We start from the raw sequence: 24,407 nt of genomic DNA, 5'->3' as shown, positions 1-24,407 counted from the left end.
TCCTCCAAATACAATCTCAAGTAGCAAGCACTGATCAAGTCAAGCACTTATATTGAATGGACGCGCGGGTAATTATACTATGTCCCAAAAAAATGAAACAACTATTCTTGTATTATCTATCCTAATCACCGCCGGGCTAATAGCTGGCGGTTTTTGGTGGTTTACTAGAAAGTCTGGTGTTAATTTAAATACAATTAATTCTGGTAGCACCAAAACACCCCAAACCGGATCGGAACAACCTAGTGGCAATACTTTCACTTCAGTAAAGGATGTTCCTACAGGATTATTCAATTACGGAGGCAGTACATCTTGGGCACCGATTCGACTAGTTGTCGATCCAGCAATTCAAGCCGTGCGGCCAGAGTTACGGTTGCGCTATGTAGAACCCAGTAATGCATCTCCTGGTTCTGGTACTGGCATTCAGTCCTTGATAGACGGTCAACTAGCCTTTGCCCAGTCCTCCCGACCAGTTCTAGATCAAGAATTAAGTCGTGCCCAGCAGCGTGGGTTCAGTTTAAAACAAATTCCTGTGGCAATTGATGGTTTAGCAGTCGCAGTTAACCCCAACCTGAATATCCCTGGACTAACGATAGACCAGTTAAAGTCAATTTACACAGGCAAAATCAATAATTGGAGCCAGGTGGGCGGTTCCAATATCCCTATTAAACCCTATTCCCGCCGCATTGCTGATGGCGGTACTGTCGAACTTTTTGTCCAAGACATCTTGGGTGGTCAAGCTTTCAGCTCCAATGTAGAATTTATCTCTACAACCACCCAAGCCTTGCAAAAATTGGCTGGTAATCCTGGTAGCATTTACTACGCTTCTGCCCCAGAGGTGATTCCTCAATGCTCAATAAAAGCCTTGCCGTTGGGGCGCACGCAAGGGCAATACATTGCACCATACCAAGAACCTTCTGTCCTCCCGTCTGAATGTCCTGGTAAACGGAACAAGTTGAACATTGAGGCTTTCCAATCAGGAAAATACCCGATTACCCGCAATCTGTTTGTGGTGGTCAAACAGAATGGTCAGACTGAGCAGCAAGCAGGTGTCGCTTACGCCAACTTACTGCTGACTGAGCAGGGACAGGAACTAATTACCCAAGCGGGGTTTGTCAAAATTCGCTGACACCCGCAATCGCCTGTAGCGAGGTTTAGCCCATCTACTCAAGACAGAGTGGCGGAAATCGCCGCTCTGAACTGTATCTTAACCAGCTCTATTAATCGACTCTGCTGGCAAGCATATTAGATTATCCCCTTGAGTCAGGATTAAACCACGTTGACGCAGCTTACCCATCAAGCGGGTGACGGTGACACGAGTCGAACCAATCGCGCTACCAATTTGGGCATGAGTCAGCGGAAAAGGCAGACAATAACCGCGAATCACATCAGGATCGGTGTCGCTCATTGCTGGCTCTCCATATTCCTCAATTAACAATGTGAGAAATCCTAAGAGTCGGTCAATTGTGCGGCGTTGTCCTAAGGCACTCAGCCACAGCAGCTTACGCTGGTGCTGATACCTAAAGGCATCCATAACTTCGCGACGGAAGTGAGGCCAATTGTCTAAATCGTGCCAGTACATCCACAGCACCGCAGTTTGATCGACATGGGCGTAAGCCTGGAGTGTGAATGGTGATTGAGCAACAATTTCAAATGGCTGTCCCGCTCCCACAAAACCCAAGAACGCTTCTTCTGGGGTTCTGTTAATTCGTCGAGACGTTAGCTGACTGGCAGTCGCACTAACTTGGGCGGTTCCTACCATGCGGATCGCACCCCTTTGCACTAAATATAGCAATCCAGGCCGGGCTGGAATGCGCTCATCTTTGCTAAAGGTACGGCAGCGATAGTGTTCTTGAGCCCAGTCAAGAATGCGTTGCCAAGTCAAAAAAGGCCGTGATGCCTCAGAAAAGGAGGATGGAGATTGCATAGGTAACAAAGAGCGTTCGGCTGAAGACAAAGACGTAAATAAAAGGGTGCAAGGAGTGTCTTTGTGTTGGCGAGGCAGGCTTAACGCCTAACAGCGCCAGCCAATCCAAAGAATAGAAAGCAAATTACTCTCTACTCTTTTGTTATACTTCCTACTGTACAATGATGGTAGTAAAGTTTACTTACTATTCATCGATTATTCATCAAATTTTATCCTCTTCTCATTTTTCTTCATCCAAATTAAATTTATACCGCAAGATGGATGACAGAAATGTAACAAATATATCTTACATGACTATTTAAATAAGATTACGTGCATCATAGATTACCAGTTAGCAAATATACGTCAATCAAACAGCTATTATATAGTTATTTAATAAAATCAATAAGCATTGATACTTACAAAACAGAGTATAAAGGCATAAAAGACGGAAAAATTCCTCTATATAAAGGTAGAGATGACAATAAAGTTTTCTATACCTCAAGTGTGTCTCTGCGACTATCAAAATCTCAGAATCGAAAAGCGATGGAGCTTGCCAGTGCGATCGCCTCTGATTTATCAAGGATTTGTGAAGACATTTTTAGCATCCAAGTAGTTCCCCCTGGTTGGATATATTTTGAATTAACTCACTCAACCTTAGCGACTTGGTTACAAAGTCTTGTAGTTGGGAGTTTGGGCAGAGCAGGGGAGCAGGGAGCAGGGAGCAGAGAGCAGAAGGAAGATTCCTCTCCTCTGCACCCTTCCCCCTGCCCCTCTGCCTCTTCCCAATGCCCAATGCCCAATTCATTGTTTGCTGTTGAATATGCTCATGCACGCTGCTGTTCGCTAGTGCTTCTGGCTCATCGAGAGGGATTGATTAAACTTAGAGAACCAGTTCCAAATACTAGTCCGGCTTTTTGGGACGTTATCTCTCCTAACCCCCTACCTTGGCTTAATTGCGACGGAGCACTACGATTCAATCACCCAGATGAGCATCGTCTAATTGGCGAATTAATACAAGTGATAGACAACATAGAGTGCCCTGATGTTAGCGGTTCTGTGAAATGGGAAAAAGTAGCGCTGAATTTGAGCCAAGCTTTTGAAAAGTTTTGGTCTAATTGCCGGATTTGGGGTGAGATCAAAATTATGTCACCAGAGCTAGCCCAAGCCAGACTCGGATTGCTCATGGCTACTCAGTCAGTATTAAGATTTGTCTTAGAGGAGAATCTAGGGGTTTTTGCGCCTTTGGAGTTATAAATCGGTAATCTCGCTTAGGCAAAAATAAAAACTTTTTATATAGCTATTGACTCAATGCACCACCTCGGCTACATTAGCTCTTGTGTGAGGAGCGAACCAGCAGGGGCACCGAGACGAAACACGGCCAGTCGTCGGTGTCCTTTCTGATTTATATGGGTTAGGTTTGAAAAAGTGCCTTACTACAGCAAAAACTTTTCAATTGCTACTGCTACCCCATCTTCCTCAACGCTAGGAGCTACCCACTTAGCGATCGCTTGCACTGCTGCTGGTGCGTTGCCCATAGCTACACCAAGTCCCGCATACTCCAGCATTTCCACATCATTGAAGTTATCGCCAATCGCCATAACATTGGCTAATTGTAATCCCAGCAATTCTTCGGCTAGGTAACGTATAGCAGTCCCCTTATTGACAGAGGCGTTAGTTACTTCAAAAAAGGTAGCAACAGATGTCGTCAGATAAAGTTCAGCAGGTGTGTATTGGCGGCGCAAATTTCCCAATAGCTTATCGATTACATCAATGTCATCAGACAACGCAAGAATTTTTGTTGGTTCATTCGTTAAGGCTTGACGCAAATCACCCACAGGAATTGGGATAACACTAGAACGTTCTGCATAAATTTTGGTTTCTCTGGTTAACTCACGGACGTATAGTTGATCGTTGATGTAAAAGTGGACAGATAGAAGTGATCGCAACTCCGGCTGTTCAAAATAGTCGATTAGCTGGTGGGCAATTTCCCTGGAAATAACCCAATGGCGATGAATTTTTTGGGTGATTGGGTCTTGAATCCAGGCTCCCTGATAGGCCATTAATGGTAAGGTAGAGCCGATGTCTTGGTGAAAGCGCAAGGCTGAACAATACATTCTACCTGTAGCGATCGCCACTTGAATTCCTTGTGCTTGGGCTGCAAAGATTGCTTGCTTTACAGGTTCGCTAATAGTGTTAGAGTGTCCAGCGATCGTGCCATCTATATCCAAAACTAGTAGTTTAATGTCTTTTGCAGCAGCCTGATTGTTAGTAGACGCTTTCTGCATGATTTGTTAGATTTTAAGTTCCAATAAGAGGTTAACAGGCTCTAGCGACTAGTGGGGAGTTGTAGAAAAAATTGCCATATCTAGTCAATCCATCCTTACTACAATATCTAAGCTAGTAATGAAAAGTTTGTAGTAAGCACTTTAGTGCTTAGAAAATTAAGGACTAAAGTCCTTACTACGAACTTGCTTACCCATCAATTTAAACTTTACAGACTACTACCGTGAGGATATAGGCACAATAAAAAAACCGATTCTCGAAAAAATCGGTTTTTTTCATTATTTAAATTAGAGAGCCTGATTGATAGATAAAATGGAAAAAACCTATTAATTAAACATCTTGATCCAGCTTTTTTTGCGCTGTGACAATAGACAAAGCCCAGCAACTAAACCAATTCCCAGTGTGGTAGATGATTCAGGTACTGATTTAGCATCGTAGTCATAAGTTACTTTGACACCTGCTTTTGCATAAGTATCAATATAGGATCTCATGTTACCCGAACCCGTAACTACAGAGCTAGCTAAAGCTGAGAACAAAAAGCCTATATTGCCATTACCAGTGAAAGACTGCAAGAATTGAGTATTAGTGAAAGATTGAGTAGCAGATTGTGTGGCAGTTAAGTTAGAAATAGTTTTTCCAGAGATGCCATTATAATCAGTTTTACCGTCGTATTTTGCAGCTTGATAACTTGAGATATCTTGTGGATTGAGCGCAAACAGAGACTGATTATTTAATTTTAAATTGAGTTTACTAGCAAGATTTACTGTCACCTGAGTCGCGGTTGGACTCCTATTTTCAAAACCTGCATTTCCAAGTAAGTCGCCAGTAAAATTTATCGTTACACCCTTAAGTGTACCCAAAGATGAGTTAAATTTTTGGACGCTCAGAGGTGCATCAATGATATCTGTTAAATCGTAATCAGTGGAACTAGTGTAAGAGAGAGAAGCTGCATTAGCTGCTCCAGATATTGCAACAATTCCTACCAAAGTTGTAGCAGCAACTAGAGTGTTAAATAGTTTTGTTGTCATGGATAGAAGATGCCTTTCTGAAATCAATCATTACGAGATTACTAACCTATTTCTAACTTTGAAACTTTGCTTATAGTCTTGATAAATATACGTAACTTTATGTAAAGTTATTATGTTTAAATTCCTTCGATAAATAGACTTTTTGAAGAATATATAAAGTTTTGTTAAGGCAAATAGTTTTGATAGTGGTAATCTTATGTCGAAATATTAAGCTAATTGTTGTTAGTTTCTGAGATGTAAGCTAGGTCAACTGAATTAAATATAAAAGGCTTAGAAAATAAATCCCCGACTTCTGATCAGAAGTTAGTGATCTAGTTACTATCTGGTTACTATACTTATACTCGTATACTTAATTGGACTGGTATCCCTGCCAAAAAATGGTTCTACTTGACTTCCGTATTAAAGCTGTAAATGCTTAGATATCACTTTGTCTAAAATTAGATGCAAAACTAACTAGTACGTAAAAACTCGGCTATTGTCACCAAAGCCAAGCTGAACGAGCAGATGAAATTGCCAACCACGTGACAAAGCTTCTGGCTAAAATAGTGCTATGTCTGAAACTTTTACTTCTGCAACTGCAACCCGCCCCACCTTCATCCTCGTAGATGGGCACTCGCTGGCTTATCGTTCATACTTTGCTTTCGCCAAAGGGCGAGATGGTGGACTGCGTACTAAAGCAGGCATTCCCACCAGTATATGTTTTGGTTTTGTCAAGTGCCTGCTGGAGGTAATGGCTACACAACAGCCTCAAGCAATGGCGATCGCTTTTGATTTAAGTGAGGCAACTTTTCGCCACGAAGCTGACGATACTTATAAAGCTGATCGCAAAGAAACGCCAGAAGACTTCATTCCCGACTTAGCAAACCTGCATGAGTTGCTGAATGGCTTCAATCTACCAATTTTCACTGCCTCTGGTTTCGAGGCTGATGATGTTTTGGGAACCTTAGCACAACGAGTAACTGCTGCTGGATATAGAGTAAAGATTTTGACTGGCGATCGCGATTTATTTCAACTGATCGACTCTAACAAAGAAATCACTGTTCTGAATTTTAGTCCAGATGCCCTAAAGCGCTCTACAAATAGCATCACGGAATTTGAAGCAGAACAAGTCAAAGAAAAAATGGGCATTTTACCTTCACAAATTGTTGATTTCAAAGCTCTTTGTGGTGATAAATCAGATAATATTCCTGGTGTCAAGGGAATTGGTGAAAAAACAGCGGTGCAACTACTAAATACCTATGGTTCACTTGAGAATGTTTATGCTGCGTTAGATGAAATTAAAGGCGCAACTCAGAAAAAACTGGCAGATGGGAAAAAAGATGCCGAAAAGTCTCGCTATTTGGCAACTATAGTTTTAGATGTTCCTATAGAATTTGATTTAGAAGATTGCAAATTAAAGGGGTTTGATACAAGCGTTTTATCACCAATTTTAGAAAAGTTAGAATTGAAGTCTTTTTTAGATAAAATCAATGACATCCAGCAACGTTTTGGTGGCAAAGTTGAAGAAAAACAAAAAGCCCAAACAGAGGCAATTAATCCCAATCCTAACTCAGAATTAAGCACTGATGAAGATAATGATTTGTGGTTTTTCAGTGCTAGCGATACAGCAGCAGTTACACAACAATCTACTTCCCCAATTACACCACGCATCATTAACACTGAAGCAAAATTAACTGAGTTAGTGAAAATTTTGCAAAAATTCATCAATCTAGAAACTCCCGTTGCTTGGGACACTGAAACCACCGATTTAGAACCAAGAGATGCTGAGTTAGTAGGAATTGGTTGCTGCTGGGGAACGAAACCAGATGACGTAGCCTATATTCCTGTCGGACACAAAACTGGGGAAAATTTGCATAAAGATTTGGTGCTAGAAACATTACGTCCAATTCTCGAAAGTGCCAATTATCCCAAAGCTTTACAAAATGGTAAATTTGACCGCTTAGTATTTAGATGTCAAGGAATTAATTTGGCGGGAGTGGTGTTTGATCCCATGCTGGCAAGTTACATTCTAAATCCTGATTCTAGCCATAATTTGATGGATTTAGCGCAACGATATTTGGGATTGATATCAAAAAGTTACTTAGATTTAGTTCCCAAAGGCAAAACCATTGCTGATATAGATATTCCTGCCGTCGCAGATTACTGCGGTATGGATGCTTATTCTACCTTTGGTTTAGTGGCGAAATTACGTGAGGAACTGGATAAAATTCCAGCTTTATCTAAGCTCTTAATGGAAGTTGAACAGCCGCTAGAAGCTGTTTTAGCCCAAATGGAATATACAGGCGTTCGGATTAATTCAGCTTATTTACAAGAACTTTCGCAGCATTTAGAAACTGAGTTAGCCAGATTAAAAGAGGAAGCAACTGAAATAGCTGGGGAAAATTTTAACTTGGGTTCTCCTAAGCAATTGAGCCAAATTATATTTGAAAAATTGGGGTTAAGCACCAGACATTCTCGTAAAATTCAAACGGGCTACTCTACAGATGCAGCAACACTAGAAAGACTTCAAGAAGATGATAACACTGGATTTGTTAAAGCGATCGTTGAGTATCGCACCCTATCTAAATTAAAGTCTACTTATGTTGATGCATTACCTGCATTAGTGCGTCCAGATACCCAGCGAGTGCATACTGATTTTAATCAAGCAGCAACATCAACTGGTAGGTTATCTTCTTCTAATCCAAATTTGCAAAATATCCCTATTCGTACAGCTTTTAGTCGCCAAATTCGGAAGGCATTTTTGCCCGAACCTGGCTGGTTAATGGTGGCTGCTGATTACTCACAAATTGAATTGCGGATTTTGGCTCATTTGAGTCAAGAGCCGATATTAGTGCAAGCATATCAGCAAAATGAAGATGTTCACACTGTGACGGCACGGTTAGTGTTTGAAAAAGAAAATATAACCTCAGAAGAACGAGGGATAGCAAAAACTATCAATTTTGGCGTGATTTATGGAATGGGTTCTCTAAGATTTTCGCGCTCAACTGGGATAGATAAGACTATTGCCAACGAGTTTATTAAGCGGTTTAATGAACGATATCCGAAAGTATTTGCATATTTGGAGCGAGTAAAAAAAGAAGCGATCGCTCTTGGTTATGTAGAAACTATTTTCGGTCGCCGTCGTTACTTTAACTTTACTAATAACAGTTTACGCAAATTAAAAGGCAGTAATCCTGAAGATATAGAACTGAGTAAATTGAAGAATTTGGGTGCTTTTGATGCAGGTTTATTACGCTCTGCGGCTAATGCACCAATTCAAGGTTCTAACGCTGATATTATCAAAATTGCAATGGTGAGATTGCATGAAATTTTGAAGAAATATCAGGCGCATTTATTGTTGCAAGTTCACGATGAATTAGTGTTTGAAATTCCCCCTCATGAATGGGAAGAATTACAACTACAAATTAAGTCAGTGATGGAAAATGCAGTCCAGTTGAGTGTGCCGTTATTGGTTGAGGCGCGTGTTGGTGAAAACTGGATGGAGACGAAGTAAGTTTGATTGGGGATTGGAAGAACTAGACTACTAATTTGTAATTCGTAATTAAACCGATAACGTCATTAGTAATTACGAATTGCAAATAATAATATTTTACTATTATTAATTATATAAGGAATTTTAACATGTATCGTCGTTGGCTTTTACCTGCTTTAGCAATTTTGTTGAGTATAGTTTTAGTTGCTTGCACTATTGCAAATACTCCGCAGCTACAAACAAAAGTGGAAAATACCACTGAGGCGACTAATACCAATCAGCAATTACTAAAAGGATCTGCAAAAAGAGTGGTTGCTCTTTCTTCTCTATCGGCTGATATTATCTCTCGACTTGATCAAACAAAAGTTGTTGGAATCACTGGTAGCAAATTATTTAAGAATGACTCAAGATTTAAGGATATTCCTCGCGTTAGCGAAGGTCAAAGTCCACCAAATTTAGAGAAAGTGATAGCACTCAAACCAGACTTAGTTATTGGTGCTGAAGGTTTTTCTAACATTCCAATTCAAAAACTTCAGCAGCTAGGAATTTCGACTTTGCTCACTAAGGTGAATAGCTGGGAATCTCTTGAAGAACTTACAAAAACACTGGCTCAGTCAATTAATGCCAATCCTCAGCTTTTGTTAAATCGTTATAAAACTTTCTTGCCAGATAAGCCAACTCAGAGTCCTTCTATTCTAGCGCTGGTTAGTCGTCAACCAATTTTAGCGCCGAATAAAAACAGTTGGGCAGGGGATTTACTGGCAAAATTCCAGGCGAAAAATATAGCAGCAGATTTACAAGGAAAAAGCCCAGTTGGTGGCTATGTGACGCTTTCGGCTGAGAAAGTTTTAGAAGCAAATCCAGAGGTGATAATTTTAGTTAATCCTCCCCAAGGTAATTCAGAAGCACTGCTTTTAGATTCTTTGAAAAAGGAAGCTTTTTGGCAGCAACTGCAAGCAACTGAAAATAACCGAGTCTATGTGTTTGATTATTATGGTCTGGTGAATCCAGGTAGTATAGATGCAATTGAAAAGGCTTGTCAGCAACTTAAGCAAGCGTTGTTTATACCACAGAGTTAGCTCAATAATGGAAGAACATCGCAGTCAATAAAGAATACATTTAGCTTCAAATTTACCATCTAAAAACTAGCTATTTACAGTGTTGTTGAAGAAGAGATACAGCTAATTCAAAACTATTAGGTTGAGTTTGTACTGCATAGGCTTCTTTTTCTAAATCTTGTCGTTTGATATTGGTATAGTGTGTAAAAAATGGTCGAGCATAATTGCTTGGTTGAATGTTTAAACCTAAAGTTTTTATTTTTCCTTTTCCGGCACATATTTGTGCTGCATGAACAGTTTCATGGATTAGTGTTTGAGTCCCAATATGTAATTCAAACACTACCGGATTAATCCAGATTTTTTTATCAGCTTCTCTTAGTAACCCATAAGCTCCTCGCTTTGGTGGTAGTGCAATGATTACCTGAAACCCTTTCTTTTCTAGTTTCTTTTTTAAATCTAAAAATTTTGCTTCTGGATTGGGTATTTGAGACAGCAACAGTAAGGAATTTAATATAAAAATTTTGCTCATTGCTTTTTTGATTAGTTGAAAACATTTGTATTCAATTCCAATGGCAAAAATATCAACTGTGGCTTTAACTAAAGTAGCTACTTCTGGATGGACATCAGCGTAGCCATCGTAAGCGATCGCAAAGGCAATTCCCAGTCTATGACTGGGAATAAGGCAGACTGAAAACGAGGTAACTGACTGTGTTTTTAATCTTTTGCAAAACTTATTTATTTTTGAGCGAAGGGAATATTCTTTCTACCTTCAGGAGAAGTACCTCCAAGACTGCGGAAATACAGTCCTCCAATGGTTAGTAAAAACGTCACATATCCCACTGCTTGCACAAGATAGAGATTATCTCTATAACCAAATAAAGATTTAAGAATAATGCCAGGAAACTGTTCCTCAGGCAAAATTGTGGAAGTATTGGAAACCATTGGCCCCAAAATACAGGAGTGGACTTTAGTAAAACGTTCGTAATAGAAACAAAGACTTTGTGTAGCACGACTACCAAGGGCAAAGTTAGCCACAGCGCTGTCAAAATTTTGCAAGGCTGAAACTACCAACCCAGCCACAATCAGCACTAATAAAACACCCATTACCTGGAAAAACTGGCGGATGTTAATTTTGATACCCCATTTAAATAGCAGCACTCCAATAGCAGTTGCCGCTACCAAACCAGCAACAGCGCCCAATGCTGGCATTAATCCCTGTTGAAAATTTGCTGCAACGAAGAGAACAGTTTCAAAGCCTTCGCGGACAACGGCAATTAAAATTAAAGTAAAAACACCCCAGCCAGCATTTGAGTTTTGTGTCAGCGCTTCTGTTACTGCTCCCTCAACTGTAGCTTTCATGAATCTGGCTTGTTTAGTCATCCAGATTAGCATCCAACTGAGCATTGCGATCGCTAATACACTAAACACACCTTCTAGCCCTGGCTCAACTACGGAGGTGTATTGAGGATTAAGTGCTCCCAGTACTTGAATTATCCAACTGAATAGCACACCGATTAAGGCACTGACGACAATGCCAACGCCGACACCAGCATATACCCAAGAGTTGAGCCGGGATTGTTTAGCTTTTTTCAGTAAAGCTAGCACAATACCAACAACAAGAGCAGCTTCCACTCCTTCTCGAAGTGTTATTACAAAAGTAGGTAGAGCAGTACTAAAATCCATCTTTTATCCTTTGTTTTTTGTCCTTAGTCAGTTGTCATTTGTCATTTGAATTTGTTTTTGACTGATGACTAATGACTAAGGACTAATAACTATTAACCAAAATCACGTAACATTTTTTTCAGTTCGAGATTATGCATCTCTTCTTGCCCAATCATGCCACGAGCGAATTCTTCAAGGTAAATGCTGGCATCGGTAACAGTGTCGAGCAATTTTTTATACAGATCCAATGCCTTTTTTTCATGGGATAAGCTTTCTGCCAAGATATCCTTGACTTTATGCTGGTAAGTTTCTTCTATTGGGGCGATTTTTAGGGAGGGATGCCCATCTAAACCGGTGAGAATTTCTCCCACTTGTTCAGCATGAAGTAAAGATTCACTTGCCTGTGCTTTGAAAAAAGCCACAATTGGAATACGGTTAGGGCCAGTTACCATCAAAGAATAATGTGTGTAGCGCACTACCCCTGCTAGTTCAAATTCCATGATGGCGTTCAGCAGGTCAATAGTCTTTTTCTGGTCAAGTTCTTGCATCAGTTGTTAGTTAAAGTAAGGAATGGAGTGTAATTAGTTAGGAGTTAGAAGTGAGGAGATTGGGATTCATAACTCATAATTCATAACTCCTAACTCTTAATTATTTTAAACTCCTTAATCTATACTTCCCATTAAATTAAAGTGTTATCTCTGTGCTTGGGTATTGGATTTGCCAACAACTTTTTGAGAGTTTTCCTCAATGGTTTTCACTAACTTGGTAACATCATTAGGTGTTTTGACTGCTTTTGCTGGTGGGATGGCGGCGGGCCAAACTTTAATTAGTTCAGCAAAACTTGTGTCGATCACTTTGTGTGCTTCGGGATCTGCTTGAGCTACTTGACTAGAAATTCCTTTGTATAATTCATTGGCGTAAAAGACAAAACCACGGGAGTCTTGATACTCAATTGGCGCGGTGACTTTACCATTTGCGATCGCCGCACCATATTCGGAGTTAGCTGAATCTAGTAGTTCGTTAATTACCTGTAACGCAAATCCTGGTTTTGAGCGTTGATCTGCTGGCAAAGCTGCGATCGCTCCATCAACTGCTTGCATTGAAGAAGTAAAATTAGTTTTAACTTTGTTATCCTTCGGGCTAGATTTCACTAAATCTTGCAAACTTACTAAAGTTGTCTTAAATTCTTTGACTTTTCGTTCATTCAATTGATCTTCTACATCAACGTAAATCTCCTCAACTGGATGCCCAATATGAGGTTCTGCCTGTTTCGGCTGATTCTGATCCAGCAGTTCTTTTGCTACCAAAAGATGCCCTTTCATTAAGCCTAATTTAGACATATAGTCAACATCTTTTGCCTCACCTGTGAGTACCACTTCTTGAACACCAACCTGATCTTTAATTTGGTCAAACTGTTCTTGAGTAATTACTTTTTTAGTAACTAAATCTTCTGGTCTGCCATAAGGACGATTTGCCTGAATTTTGTTGGATAAAGCCGGGACACCTAGCTTGGCTTCAAACTTATCCAATTCTGACAAGATAGCGTTGTTAATATTAATTTTTTCTTTGTTATTGTGACCGCTATGACTGTTATTACTTACTGCCTCTGTGGCTGGAGGGCTAGCAACTGGTGCTGATGGATTTTCTGCGGTTGGCGTACTACTACAGGAACTCAAGGTAACTACTACGGCTGCTGCTGCTGCTAAACAGATATAACGAAGTTTTATCATCTTTACTCCTGACACAAATTAAAAGGTATTAATTGAAACACTTCAAACTATTTCTAGAAAGTAGTTTGTTTGACAGATTGTCATAGATTTTACTGTTGCATATAATGAGATTTCTTATCAACTAGTTTGCTAAACTTTCATGAATTAATTACGAATACTCATAATATTGTCAGGAATTTTTAACATTATTTTGAGACTTGCTCTCAGCAAGTACTTCAAATTGACCCATGCAACCATTTTCTGCGATCGCATCCTGATGGGGATGGAACATATATTTACCCGGGTAGCGAAAAGCAAATTCTAAAATGTGCCTTTCTGCGATACCCATCGTAATCACATCAGTTTTTTCGCTAGGAGTCATACTCATGCCATAGCGATAGACATCAAAGAAGTTGGCGTGCAGGTGAAACGTTACTGCCGGATCGTATTCAATAATGTTGAGGACATACAGCCGAATCAACTGATCTTTGTAAATTTGAATCGGATGATGCATGAAATGATGGGGCGAACCGTTGAAGGCATAATAGTCATTATGGCTATCATCATTCACGTCATACCCAGCCATAACTAGTACAATCTCATCAGCCGGGGGACGAGGCGTAGGTGGATCGATGATAAACATCCCGTACAGTCCCTTGGCGATGTGACGGGTAACTGGTTCAATATGGCAATGGTATAAGTGAACGCCATAAGGTTCAGCATCAAATTCATAAATTGTGGCTTTGCCGTTGCTGATTGGGCGAACACCATCCATTTCTGCCGGATGAACGCCATGAAAATGCAAAGAGTGGGAATGTCCTGCATTATTGAGAAATAATACCCGGATGCGATCGCCTTGTTTTGCCCGTAGCGTTGGACCTGGTATGCGACCGTTTAAATCCCAGATGTTGTAAGAGACAGCACTATTGAGTTTTATTATGGAAGTACCCGCAGTTAACTGAAATTCCCGGATAGTCCGTCCATTTTCTTGCTTCACCGTCCCATAATCAAAATCCCTTAACATCTTCATCGGGTTAGTACCGTCGTCTGGTGCTTCTATATTGAGTGGCGGCACTTTGACGATTGACTTACTTTGTAGATTTAGCATTTGCCAAAGTCCAGCTGCACCAGTCACTCCAGCACCTGCTAGCCCCAGCTTTAGTAATTCACGGCGGCTCAAAGGTTTTACGTTACCCAGAGCGAAGTTGTTGGGCATGACATTTAGTTACGGTTAGCACCAAAAAAGAATTGCAAATTATTTGCAATTCTTTTTTATATTTTAGATGAATTAGTAATTATTGTCAATTATTTTTCGGTGCTTCAAAACTGATAGTTAAGTCGTTAAATCTAGATCAAGCTCTAAAAACTCTCGCCAAACTTTATTGCTTTTAACTGTATTTATACGTCTATTTATGTATAAATAATATTCAGAAAAAATTAACTGTTTCATGCTTATTCCTGATCTGCTGATTGCTTCAGCAGTACTTAGAGTACAAACAATGGGTATAATAGCACCTTGAATATGGACGCAAGCAAGAAACTGTTGCTAATCTGTAGCGTATTTAATTGGTTTAGGGATAACATAAGTCACTTTTATTCAAGGGATTTTGAATGCTTGGTAGAGAACTTTTAATTTTTAATTTTTATCTGTTACCTTCGTGTTAGCAGCGCTGAAAATGCTATCACTCCAAACCATGTGTCATTCTTTTGTTATTTGTATGGACTTTATGTGTAGATTTCTGCATCGCGATCGGCCGATGTCAAAGGATAGTATAGTATTCACTAAAGTTGAATTACACAATACATTTGATACACACTTGTCAAATACAAAGTTGATGGTATATCTTTTTGCAATCAAGCGGCGTTATGCCCTTTGATTGATGAATTACTCTAATTTATTATTAGGAGGTCAAAAATGACTAGTTTTTCTCATATTTCACTATTGCAAAAGACGGCAACTATCACCTTATCCAAGCCTGTGCAGGTAACGCTTTATATGCTGCTATCTTCTTTAGTTATCTGGACTGTTTTGTTTTCTACCTATCCTGCGGTTCATAATACAGCACACTCAGCGCGTCACCACACATTAGGCGTTGCATGTCACTAAATTATCATAATCCCAAGATTTTTAGGTGCATGAAGCTTTGCTATATCACATAACAAAGTTATAACGCTAAAATAGCGCAGATTTCGCGCCAGAGTTTTTGTTGGGAAATAAATTTTAGGTTTTGTAGAGATGATAAATAAAGCATCTCTACATGACCTTGATTTAATTGATAATGTCTGATTTATGACTACTTATTTGACTGGGATTCTTTTACTTAATAATAATTTTGAGTAACTTTCATCCACTGCAATGAAAGTTTCAGTTGCAGAAATGACATGAGTTTCACATTTACCGGAAGTTTTTATGAAAAAATATCGACTTTTTGGAGTTATCAGCGCTGTTTGCATTGTTTTGTCAATTCTTTATTCTTTTGTAGGGAATTCCCAACTTCCTACATCCAGAGTTATACTTTCCACCAACCCACCTTTAGAACGTATTCTTCCTTTTGAAGCAGAAGCAGAAAAACCACAATCTCCTGTTACTTTAACTTTACAAGCTGTTGATGCTGCGGGTAAATCTTTAGCAAATGCCAAAATTAATTTACAAATTTTGACGCCACCGCGTAATCCTTGGTTAACAACAGATTTCCCCATTGTCGAGGGAACAAAATTGTTGCAAATGAATGCCACTGCACCTGATGGTAAGCTAGAAATACAGCAGATGTTACCCATCCGTGGTAATTACCAACTGCTAGTTAAAGTGTCACCTTTGGTAGCAAATACTTTTGCGGCTTATGAACAAACCTTAAATCTGAATATCCACGAAAATCCAATCAAATATAAATATTTTGTTGCGATCGCAGCTATCTTACTATCACTTGGATTGTTAGGTGGTTGGATTATTGGCGGTCAAGAAGAACTACAACAAGGAGAAATCGCACCACAGTCAGTCCGCCTTTTATTAAGTGCATTAACTGTAGTGGCTATAATAACTTTAATAGTTATCAACATCAGTGCAGAAGTTGCGGAAGCTCATGGCAGCGAACACCACTCAAATAGTACTGAAACGATAGCACCATCATTTCAAAAATCTCAGGGATTAGAAATTAACCTTGAGGGAGATAAAAACGCAACTGTCGGAAAACTTGCGAATTTAGCGTTACAGGTGAAAGATGCTGCAACCGGACAGCCTGCAAATGTAGCATTACAGGTAAAAGCGATCGCCACAGAACATAATTTAACAGTTTTTGACTACAAAGGTATTCCTGACGAACAAGGTAAGTTAACATGGCTTGAACAATTTTTTGATGGTTCACCCCACAAAATCGAGGTGGAAGCAACTCCTCTACCAGGATCTAGCCGTCAATTTATACCAGTGAAGGTAGCACAAGAAGTTGAAGTTGAAGCGATCGCACCACCAATTTACATCCGATTGATTGGTTTATTCTACTTTACAGCCTTTGTTGGTATTGGCATGGCGATTGGATTGCTAATACAACATCGACGAAAACTACAAGTAAGGGCAAATTAGTAATATCAGAGTTGTACTAAAGATTTCTGCTAATACAAAGATGTAGATTAATCAATCAAAATAGTTGTGGTCAAACCACACTATTTTTTTTGTTAATGGGTTGTATAAACTATAAAAAGGTAGTGTGATAGGACAAGGTAAGCGATTGCAATAGCTTTAAAGGTAAAACTTCTATTCGAGCTTAGGATTTTCTAGAAACTCATATATTTATTAAGTAGAATTTTATTATTTCCAAGCTCATAAAATTAATATTTACCGAGAAATTAAGAAAGTAATGCTGACAAAAATTGCGTTTGAAACAATTCTGGAACGTGCTTTGATGGGATACGACTTATCTCCCGAAGAGGGAGTAGTATTGTTACAACAAACAGAGCCAGAGGCGATCACAGCAATACGTACTACATCCGACACACTCCGCCACACTCAAGCAGGCGATACTGTCACCTACATAATTAACCGTAATATCAACTTTACTAACATTTGTGAGCAACACTGTAGTTTTTGTGCCTTTCGTCGAGATGATGATGATGCCGATGCATACTGGTTAGATTCAGCGCAAATTTTGGAAAAAGCCACAGATGCAGTACAACGGGGTGCAACAGAAATCTGTATGCAGGGGGGGTTAAATCCCCAAGCGCAGATAAATGGTAAATCTTTGCCCTATTATCTCAAAGTAGTAGAAACCATTAAACAGGAATTTCCTCAGATACACCTTCACGCTTTCTCTCCCCAAGAAGTTCAATTTATCGCCAGACTTGACGGACTGGAATATGCTGAGGTGATTGCTGCTTTGCGCGATGCTGGTGTTGGCTCAATGCCAGGAACAGCAGCTGAAGTATTAGACGATCAAGTAAGGCGGATATTGTGTCCAGAGAAGATTAACACAGCGACTTGGCTAGAAATTGTTACCACCGCTCACAAATTAGGCTTGCATACCACTAGCACCATGTTATCTGGGCATATTGAAACCCACGAACAGCAAATCGGACATTTAGAAAAATTGCGATCGCTCCAAAAAACCGCCATCAATCAGGGATATCCAGCAAGAATTACAGAGTTTATTTTATTACCTTTCGTTGGACAAGAAGCGCCCAAATCCTTACGTCGTCGTGTTGGACGCGATCAACCAGTTTTGAGTGATGCACTGCTATTAGGGGCTGTAGCACGGATTTACTTAGGTAATTGGATTCCCAACCATCAGCAGAGTTGGGTAAAACTAGGGCTTGCAGGTGCGACAGAAGCCTTAGTTTGGGGTTGCAACGATATCGGCGGCACTTTGATGGAGGAGCATATTACCACAATGGCAGGTGCTTTGGGTGGTACGTGTATGGAAGTGGAAACCTTGCAAACTGCGATTGCTTCTTTAGGAAGACCTTACCAACAACGAGATACTCTTTATCAAAAAGTTATTAATCGTTAGGCATTGGGCAAGGTTATTTTCATTGTCCCCCTTGTCCCCTTTGTCCCCTTGTCCCCACTCCCCACTCCCCGCTCTCCATTCAATTGATCCCCTAGTTACCAATCCAAGATAGGATGGACGTTGATTTAGTATTCTTTTACTTAATGCATATGAAGCGCTATTGGTCGCGTTTGCTTGCGCTGGTTTTGGTTGTAGCTATCGGCTTAATGGGTTGTTCTGGCAGTCCAGATAGTTTGACTGGGGATTATCGTCAAGACACCTTAGCTGTGGTCAATATTATGAGACAAGCTCTGGATCTCTCACAAGATTCACCAGACAAAGCAGCAATTCAAGCACAAGCGCGTCAAAAAATTAATGACTTTTCAGCTCGCTACCAGCGAGTTAACTCTGTTTCTGGTCTTGGCTCGTTTACAACCATACGAACAGCCCTTAATTCCCTAGCTGGACACTACAGCTCTTATCCAAATCGCCCCGTACCTGAAAAACTCAAAAATCGTCTAGAGAAAGAGTTGCAGCAGGTAGAAGCGGCGTTGAAACGTGGCGGTTAGCGATTAATTATTGCTTACTCCATCATCAATAGTCAGGTGTTACAAGTTTTGACTCCTGACTATTTTGTTTGTCAATGCAGGACGCAGGAAGTAGAAACTTTTTATGTCTGATACCTAAGTTCTAGATTAGATATCTCCAATAACTATCAAAGCCTCGCTGTGACTAGCTATTAAGGTGCAAACGCAAACATTGCTAATCATCACCTGGTCTATAGGAGAAAATAAGGGTTTGAGATATTTCTTGTAAAGAACAAGACAAAAATATATGGTGATGTGCGTTAATTTCAGATCGTGCGATCGCGTGGATTTATGGTGATAATGGTGGTAATATAAGTGCCCCAATTCGGAATTTTACTATTCCACAAATCTCTATTACCTTAATTCTTTTTTAAAGTAATCACGTAGTCGGCATAATGCCAGAGTGATTAACTTCACTATCTCTTTTTGGCAGCCTATCGCATCTATTGTCACAATACATCCAGCCTGAAAGCTTATTACCGTGGCTTTCGATATATCTATGAAATATTAAAAATGCTTCCAGAAACCCCTAAGCCTATTTTATTAACCCAGATTTTTGCCAAGCTTACTTGTATAGGACGTATTCATCTCGCTTCTACGAGCGTTGAACCCTTGTAAATTGGCAACGGTATTGTTAAATACAATATTATTTTACGTAGAAAAGTGGGAAACGTAGGAAAAGTATGATATTTTCTAGTTTGTCTTGATTATCGTGTTGATAAGCTGTAATTTGATAGCTAGTAAATAGTCAATGAATATATAGCAGGAGGTAGGAGGTAAACTATTACTAACTCTAGCATTCACTTTTCCCAAATGTCCTAACCTGTGTGACTACGGCTATAAAAAATTTGCATGAACCTATCCTAATAATAGTATTCTTTGAATCCAGATATGTATACAGTCTTAACTGTCTACTCAGAACTGATTTGTAAATAAAATCTTAAAAGGATTTAACTCATTACTAGGTCTAAGTTTCAGTAAATAAGTGCTGTATTGATTTAAATTACTAAAACCCTAATTAGACAAGTACTTTACTTGAGTTTACAAATTAGCTCTTATTGATAACTAAATGTTTTAACTTTCATTGCATTTTATTTATCCAGCTGAGATTGTCTTATATATAACTGTTTATGGCTATTTGTTGGAGTAGAGCAAATATAATACTTGGCTGAAAGTGGATGACAAATTTTCTTATTTGGTTTGAGTTGCTGCGGCAGTAAACCTAGTCCTTCAAAAGCAGTAATTGATAGTTAATCAATATATATTTATTAAAACTCTTGCATAATAAAAGTTTCACTAACAAGCCACTTGACAAGAGTAAATTGTGAGTTTTTTAATTACAAGGAGTAACTTCAATGCATCAAAGATGAACCGCAAATGTCAAGTTTAAGAATAATTCAGTTATTCAGAATTTAAAAGTCAGAATTAATTAGTAGGGGATACTCTATGGCAAGCAAGCTACAGATCCACCACTGATTGTTCGCCTTTAGGGTTCCCGTTGGCGACAGCCTTTCGTAGAGAAGGGTAGACCACCAAATTTTCACTTTGATGTCGTATTTCACCATTTATTTATCCGCTCTGACGCTCGATGACTCGCTAACGCTGCGCTAACGGGTGACGCTCATGAGGGAAACCCCCTTGGCGCTAGCCTCTCCTTTTGGGAGAAGACCGCGCTGCCTCACCACTCGTACAGAATTCATACGCTTATTCTGACGAATGACGCATGTATTCTTTTTTGTCAACACGATTTCGATCAAGACAAAAAGCTTAAAGTGATAGGTTTAAATAGACAATGACTTCAAGCAAGCAACCTTTTAAGTTGCCAAGTTTTTATGTGCCTTGGCTGGCACGGCTGAACCCAAACCTGGAAGCGGCACGGGTACATTCTAAAGCCTGGGCTTATGAAATGGGGATTTTGGGTGGGGAAGAGGGATCGGAAGATTATGGGATTTGGGATGAGCGCAAGTTTGATGCCCATGACTATGCATTATTGTGTTCCTACACCCATCCAGAAGCCGATGAACCTATGCTCAATCTGGTAACTGACTGGTATGTTTGGGTATTTTTCTTCGACGATCACTTCCTTGAGCTTTACAAGCGTACCCAAGATATGGTCGGGGCTAAGAAGTACCTCGATAGACTACCAGCGTTTATGCCTGTGCAGCCCCAGCAAACGCAGCCAGAACCCACCAATGCCGTAGAACGGAGTTTAGTAGACCTCTGGACTCGCACCATCCCCAATGCCTCCCAAGACTGGGTAATCCGATTTTCTGAGAGTACCATCAATCTTCTCAAAGAATCTCTCTGGGAACTCGCCAACATCAGCCAAAATCGAGTTGCTAACCCCATTGAGTACATTGAGATGCGCCGTAAGGTGGGGGGAGCGCCCTGGTCAGCTAACTTAGTGGAACACGCGGTTGGGGCAGAAATTCCGGCTGCGATCGCGCCCACTCGACCAATGCGTGTCCTCAAAGACACCTTTTCTGACGGGGTACATCTGCGAAATGACATCTTTTCTTACCAAAGAGAAGTGGAAGAAGAAGGAGAAAATGCTAACTGTATCCTGGTTTTAGAACGATTCCTTAATGTGAGTACCCAGGAAGCGGCCAATCGAACTAACGACTTACTCACATCGCGGGTGCAACAGTTCGAGAACACCTTTTTTACTGAGCTTCCTTCCTTGTTCGAGGAATACAGTTTGAGTCCCGATGAGCGTCTGAAAGTAGTCTTATATGCCAAAGGACTTCAGGACTGGCAGTCGGGGGGTCATGAGTGGCACATGAGGTCGAGCCGCTACATGAACCAGACATCAGACAAATCTTCGACCCTCAGCTGGCTTTTAGGCGGCCCCACTGGATTAGGCACATCGGCGGCTCGTCTAGGAGACTTATACGATAGTTTGGGACTAAAACGGTTCAAAAGCTTCGCCTATGTTCCCTATCAGCCTGTAGGACCAGTAAAACTGCCGCAGTTTTATATGCCCTTCTCCACCAGTTTGAATCCTCATCTAGAGGAGGCTCGACGACATTCTAAGGAATGGGCGCGTCAAATGGGGATGCTGGACACACTGCCAGGGATGCCAGGTATTTATATCTGGAATGACCACAAATTCGATGTGGCCGACGTAGCTTTATGCGGTGCTTATATTCATCCCAATGGGTCCAGTGCTGAATTAAATATCACAGCCTGCTGGCTAGTTTGGGGAACCTATGCCGATGACTACTTTCCGGCATTGTATGGCCATAGCCGCAACATGGCAGGAGCAAAAGTTTTCAACGCTCGGCTATCGGCGTTTATGCCCCTTGATGGAGATCCCACTCCCGAAGCAACCAACCCAGTCGAACGGGGTTTAGCTGATATTTGGGCACGGACGGCTGGCCCCATGACAGCTAATGCTCGTCGCCAGTTTCGTCAGGCGATCGAGGATATGACGGAAAGTTGGTTATGGGAACTGGCTAACCAGATCCAGAATCGTATTCCCGACCCAATAGACTATGTGGAAATGCGTCGTAAGACCTTTGGCTCCGATCTAACTATGAGCCTGTCTCGACTTTCCCAAGGGGACGAAATCCCACCAGAGGTCTTCGCCACCCGAACCATGCAGGCAATTGATAATTCAGCCGCCGACTTCGCCTGTTTGACGAACGATATTTTTTCTTATCAGAAAGAAATCGAATTTGAGGGCGAGATTAATAACGGTGTGCTGGCGGTTCAAAATTTCCTTAATTGCGATATCCCCCACGCTGTCGCCATTGTTAACGACCTGATGACCTCGCGTGCCCTTCAGTTTGAACATATCGTTGCGACTGAACTCCCTATCTTGTGTGACGATTTCGAGCTGGATACCAGTGCCCGTGAGAAACTGTACGGCTACGTCAAGAAACTGGAACAGTGGATGTGCGGTGTACTCAAGTGGCATAGGGCGGTAGACCGCTATAAGGAATTTGAATTGCAGAATAGTTCGACACAAAAGCGGTTACTTCAAGGCCCCACAGGATTAGGCACTGCCTCGACCCAGATCAGACCAAGCGTCGGTCAGGAAAAAACTCAAACCAATGTTCAGCCAGTGATGCAGAACTTACTGAGTAGTCCAACAGGGTTAGGGACTTCAGCTACCAAAATCGGATCGCTGTTAGGAAGGAAAGGTTAACTCAACTTAAGTTTCTATTCCGGTCAATCAAATAACTTGTCAACAAACATTACTAATGGAGATTAATCATGACTAATACAGCAAACACTCCTATAGAAAATCAAATTGAGCAATTCCCAATGAGTTTGCAGACCGAAGCGGCGCGTAATTTGGCAACGACCACCAAAACCCAACCCCAAATGCAGGGAATTACCTCACGGTGGCTCTTAAAACTGCTGCCTTGGGTAGAAGCAGTGGGTGGTAGCTTTCGGGTCAACCGTCGCTTAACCTATACGGTTGGAGATGGACGAGTTAGCTTTACCAATATAGGAGCGCAGATACAGGTCATTCCTCAAGAACTTTGTGAGTTACCTTTGTTGCGCGGATTTGAAGATGTCGAGGTCTTAAACGCCTTGGCTAATCAATTTGTGCAACAAGAATTTGCTCCGGGAGATGTGATTATACGAGCAGGCCAACAAGCTAATCAAGTATTGCTGATTGCCCATGGTAAGGTAAATAAAATTGGTCCAGGTAAGTATGACGATCAAGTTGTTTTGGCTGTATTAGCTGATGGCGACCATTTTGGCGACTACGCTTTAGTCGAATCCCAAGATACTTGGGATGTCACCCTCAGTGCCATTACCCGTTGCACGATCTTGTCTCTACCTCAAGCAGCCTTTCAAAACCTGGTTAATCAGTCTGAGGCTCTGCAAGCGCAAGTGGATCAATTTAGAGCAAAATTGCGCCAACCCAAAAACGAAGAAGGGGAAGCCTCAATCGATATTACCTCCGGCCACCTCGCAGAAGCATTATTACCCGGGACTTTTGCAGATTATGAAATCAATCCACGGGAATATGAGTTAAGCGTCGCTCAAACCATTTTGCAAATCAATACACGGGTTGCTGACCTCTACAACGAACCCATGAACCAGACGGAGGAACAATTACGGCTCACCATCGAAGCATTACGGGAACGCCAAGAACACGAAATGGTTAACAATCGTGACTTCGGACTTTTATACAATGCTGATCTTAAACAACGCATCTTTACTCGCAGTGGCCCCCCAACTCCTGACGATCTCGATGAATTGATCTCTATTGTTTGGAAAGAACCGAGCTTTTTCTTAGCTCATCCCCGCACCATTGCCGCGTTTGGTCGGGAATGCAACCGCCTTGGACTTTATCCTCATCCCATCCCTATGGGTAACAGTGCAATTCCGGCTTGGCGTGGTATTCCCATCTATCCTTGCAATAAGATTCCCGTTACAAAAGAGCGTACTAGCTCCATCATGTTAATGCGTGTAGGAGCATCCAACCAGGGAGTAATTGGTCTGCATAAAACTGGCATTCCTGATGAATATCAACCTAGTTTGTCTGTCCGCTTTATGGGTATTAACGAAAAGGCCGTTATTTCCTACCTGGTTAGTGCTTACTACTCTACAGCCATTCTCGTTCCTGACGCGCTAGGCATCCTTGAAGATGTAGAAATTGGTATCTAAGTAGTCGGATATCCTCTTCAAAGTAGGGGCGGGCCCGCCCCTACTCCCTGATGCTCTCTGTTAGGAATGTAAATTTAGTCGCATGAAACGTTAACTTT

At 40.9% G+C, this 24,407-nt stretch carries 19 protein-coding genes; 10 read left to right on the top strand and 9 right to left on the bottom strand.

The window, feature by feature from the left end; all coding sequences use genetic code 11:
- The first annotated feature begins 79 nt into the window (after window positions 1-79).
- Window positions 80-1,126, top strand: coding sequence for a PstS family phosphate ABC transporter substrate-binding protein (locus tag V7K89_RS32805; protein ID WP_335194854.1), 1,047 nt, complete (start codon window positions 80-82; stop codon window positions 1,124-1,126).
- Between the two features lie 78 nt (window positions 1,127-1,204).
- Here the strand turns inward: V7K89_RS32805 and V7K89_RS32800 are convergent, their stop codons facing one another.
- Entirely contained in the window at window positions 1,205-1,924 is a 720-nt protein-coding gene (locus tag V7K89_RS32800) for a Crp/Fnr family transcriptional regulator (RefSeq protein WP_012412419.1), read from the bottom strand.
- Between the two features lie 525 nt (window positions 1,925-2,449).
- Between V7K89_RS32800 and V7K89_RS32795 the strand changes: the two genes are divergently transcribed.
- The gene (locus V7K89_RS32795; RefSeq protein WP_335194852.1) at window positions 2,450-3,160 is read left to right on the top strand and encodes a DALR anticodon-binding domain-containing protein; all 711 of its coding nucleotides are present in this window, start codon (window positions 2,450-2,452) and stop codon (window positions 3,158-3,160) included.
- Window positions 3,161-3,339: 179 nt separating this feature from the next.
- On the opposite strand, the gene V7K89_RS32790 is transcribed toward V7K89_RS32795, so the two are convergent.
- Both V7K89_RS32790 and V7K89_RS32785 read right to left on the bottom strand, forming a co-directional pair.
- Window positions 3,340-4,191 carry a Cof-type HAD-IIB family hydrolase gene (locus V7K89_RS32790; protein ID WP_335194850.1) on the bottom strand — a complete coding sequence of 284 codons (852 nt, stop codon included), beginning with the start codon at window positions 4,189-4,191 and terminating at the stop codon, window positions 3,340-3,342.
- A 324-nt stretch (window positions 4,192-4,515) separates the two neighbouring features.
- Entirely contained in the window at window positions 4,516-5,217 is a 702-nt protein-coding gene (locus V7K89_RS32785) for a PEP-CTERM sorting domain-containing protein (RefSeq protein WP_335194848.1), read from the bottom strand.
- Between the two features lie 550 nt (window positions 5,218-5,767).
- On the opposite strand from V7K89_RS32785, the gene polA reads away from it, so the two are divergent.
- Together polA and V7K89_RS32775 are read left to right on the top strand one after the other, a co-directional pair.
- Window positions 5,768-8,710 (top strand): DNA polymerase I, encoded by a 2,943-nt coding sequence (polA, locus tag V7K89_RS32780; RefSeq protein WP_335194846.1) that lies wholly within the window; start codon window positions 5,768-5,770, stop codon window positions 8,708-8,710.
- A 128-nt stretch (window positions 8,711-8,838) separates the two neighbouring features.
- Window positions 8,839-9,768 carry an ABC transporter substrate-binding protein gene (locus V7K89_RS32775; protein WP_335194844.1) on the top strand — a complete coding sequence of 310 codons (930 nt, stop codon included), beginning with the start codon at window positions 8,839-8,841 and terminating at the stop codon, window positions 9,766-9,768.
- A 70-nt stretch (window positions 9,769-9,838) separates the two neighbouring features.
- On the opposite strand, the gene V7K89_RS32770 is transcribed toward V7K89_RS32775, so the two are convergent.
- The 5 genes from V7K89_RS32770 to V7K89_RS32750 form a co-directional block, all read right to left on the bottom strand.
- Window positions 9,839-10,276: a hypothetical protein gene (locus V7K89_RS32770; RefSeq protein ID WP_335194842.1), complete on the bottom strand. Its 438-nt coding sequence runs from the start codon at window positions 10,274-10,276 to the stop codon at window positions 9,839-9,841.
- 206 nt (window positions 10,277-10,482) lie between these two features.
- Window positions 10,483-11,430 (bottom strand): FTR1 family iron permease, encoded by a 948-nt coding sequence (locus V7K89_RS32765; RefSeq protein WP_335194840.1) that lies wholly within the window; start codon window positions 11,428-11,430, stop codon window positions 10,483-10,485.
- Between the two features lie 92 nt (window positions 11,431-11,522).
- Entirely contained in the window at window positions 11,523-11,957 is a 435-nt protein-coding gene (locus V7K89_RS32760; protein WP_335194838.1) for a ferritin-like domain-containing protein, read from the bottom strand.
- 144 nt (window positions 11,958-12,101) lie between these two features.
- Window positions 12,102-13,139: a helix-hairpin-helix domain-containing protein gene (locus V7K89_RS32755; protein ID WP_335194836.1), complete on the bottom strand. Its 1,038-nt coding sequence runs from the start codon at window positions 13,137-13,139 to the stop codon at window positions 12,102-12,104.
- Between the two features lie 169 nt (window positions 13,140-13,308).
- Window positions 13,309-14,334, bottom strand: coding sequence for a multicopper oxidase domain-containing protein (locus V7K89_RS32750; RefSeq protein ID WP_335194834.1), 1,026 nt, complete (start codon window positions 14,332-14,334; stop codon window positions 13,309-13,311).
- A 699-nt stretch (window positions 14,335-15,033) separates the two neighbouring features.
- On the opposite strand from V7K89_RS32750, the gene V7K89_RS32745 reads away from it, so the two are divergent.
- The 4 genes from V7K89_RS32745 to psb27 all read left to right on the top strand — a co-directional run bounded on the left by V7K89_RS32745 (window position 15,034) and on the right by psb27 (window position 18,663).
- Window positions 15,034-15,225, top strand: coding sequence for a CbtB domain-containing protein (locus tag V7K89_RS32745; RefSeq protein WP_335194832.1), 192 nt, complete (start codon window positions 15,034-15,036; stop codon window positions 15,223-15,225).
- A 303-nt stretch (window positions 15,226-15,528) separates the two neighbouring features.
- A complete protein-coding gene (locus V7K89_RS32740; protein ID WP_335194830.1) occupies window positions 15,529-16,695 on the top strand; it encodes a hypothetical protein in 1,167 nt (388 codons plus the stop codon).
- A gap of 274 nt (window positions 16,696-16,969) precedes the next feature.
- Window positions 16,970-18,115 (top strand): 7,8-didemethyl-8-hydroxy-5-deazariboflavin synthase subunit CofH, encoded by a 1,146-nt coding sequence (cofH, locus tag V7K89_RS32735; protein WP_335194828.1) that lies wholly within the window; start codon window positions 16,970-16,972, stop codon window positions 18,113-18,115.
- A gap of 143 nt (window positions 18,116-18,258) precedes the next feature.
- Window positions 18,259-18,663 (top strand): photosystem II protein Psb27, encoded by a 405-nt coding sequence (gene psb27, locus V7K89_RS32730; RefSeq protein ID WP_334909146.1) that lies wholly within the window; start codon window positions 18,259-18,261, stop codon window positions 18,661-18,663.
- 1,430 nt (window positions 18,664-20,093) lie between these two features.
- Here psb27 and V7K89_RS32720 read toward each other — a convergent pair.
- On the bottom strand, window positions 20,094-20,246 hold the full coding sequence (locus V7K89_RS32720; RefSeq protein ID WP_335194826.1) for a hypothetical protein: 153 nt from the start codon (window positions 20,244-20,246) through the stop codon (window positions 20,094-20,096).
- 227 nt (window positions 20,247-20,473) lie between these two features.
- Here V7K89_RS32720 and V7K89_RS32715 point away from each other — a divergent pair, with 227 nt between their 5' ends.
- Complete coding sequence (locus tag V7K89_RS32715) at window positions 20,474-22,831, top strand: family 2 encapsulin nanocompartment cargo protein terpene cyclase (RefSeq protein ID WP_335194824.1); 2,358 nt, start codon at window positions 20,474-20,476, stop codon at window positions 22,829-22,831.
- A gap of 68 nt (window positions 22,832-22,899) precedes the next feature.
- Window positions 22,900-24,309: a family 2B encapsulin nanocompartment shell protein gene (locus V7K89_RS32710; protein WP_335194822.1), complete on the top strand. Its 1,410-nt coding sequence runs from the start codon at window positions 22,900-22,902 to the stop codon at window positions 24,307-24,309.
- Window positions 24,310-24,407: the final 98 nt, after the last annotated feature.

Origin of the sequence: Nostoc sp., from assembly GCF_036917515.1 — a bacterium.
Classification (GTDB): Bacteria; Cyanobacteriota; Cyanobacteriia; order Cyanobacteriales; family Nostocaceae; genus Nostoc.
This window is presented reverse-complemented; position numbering and strand designations above follow the sequence as displayed.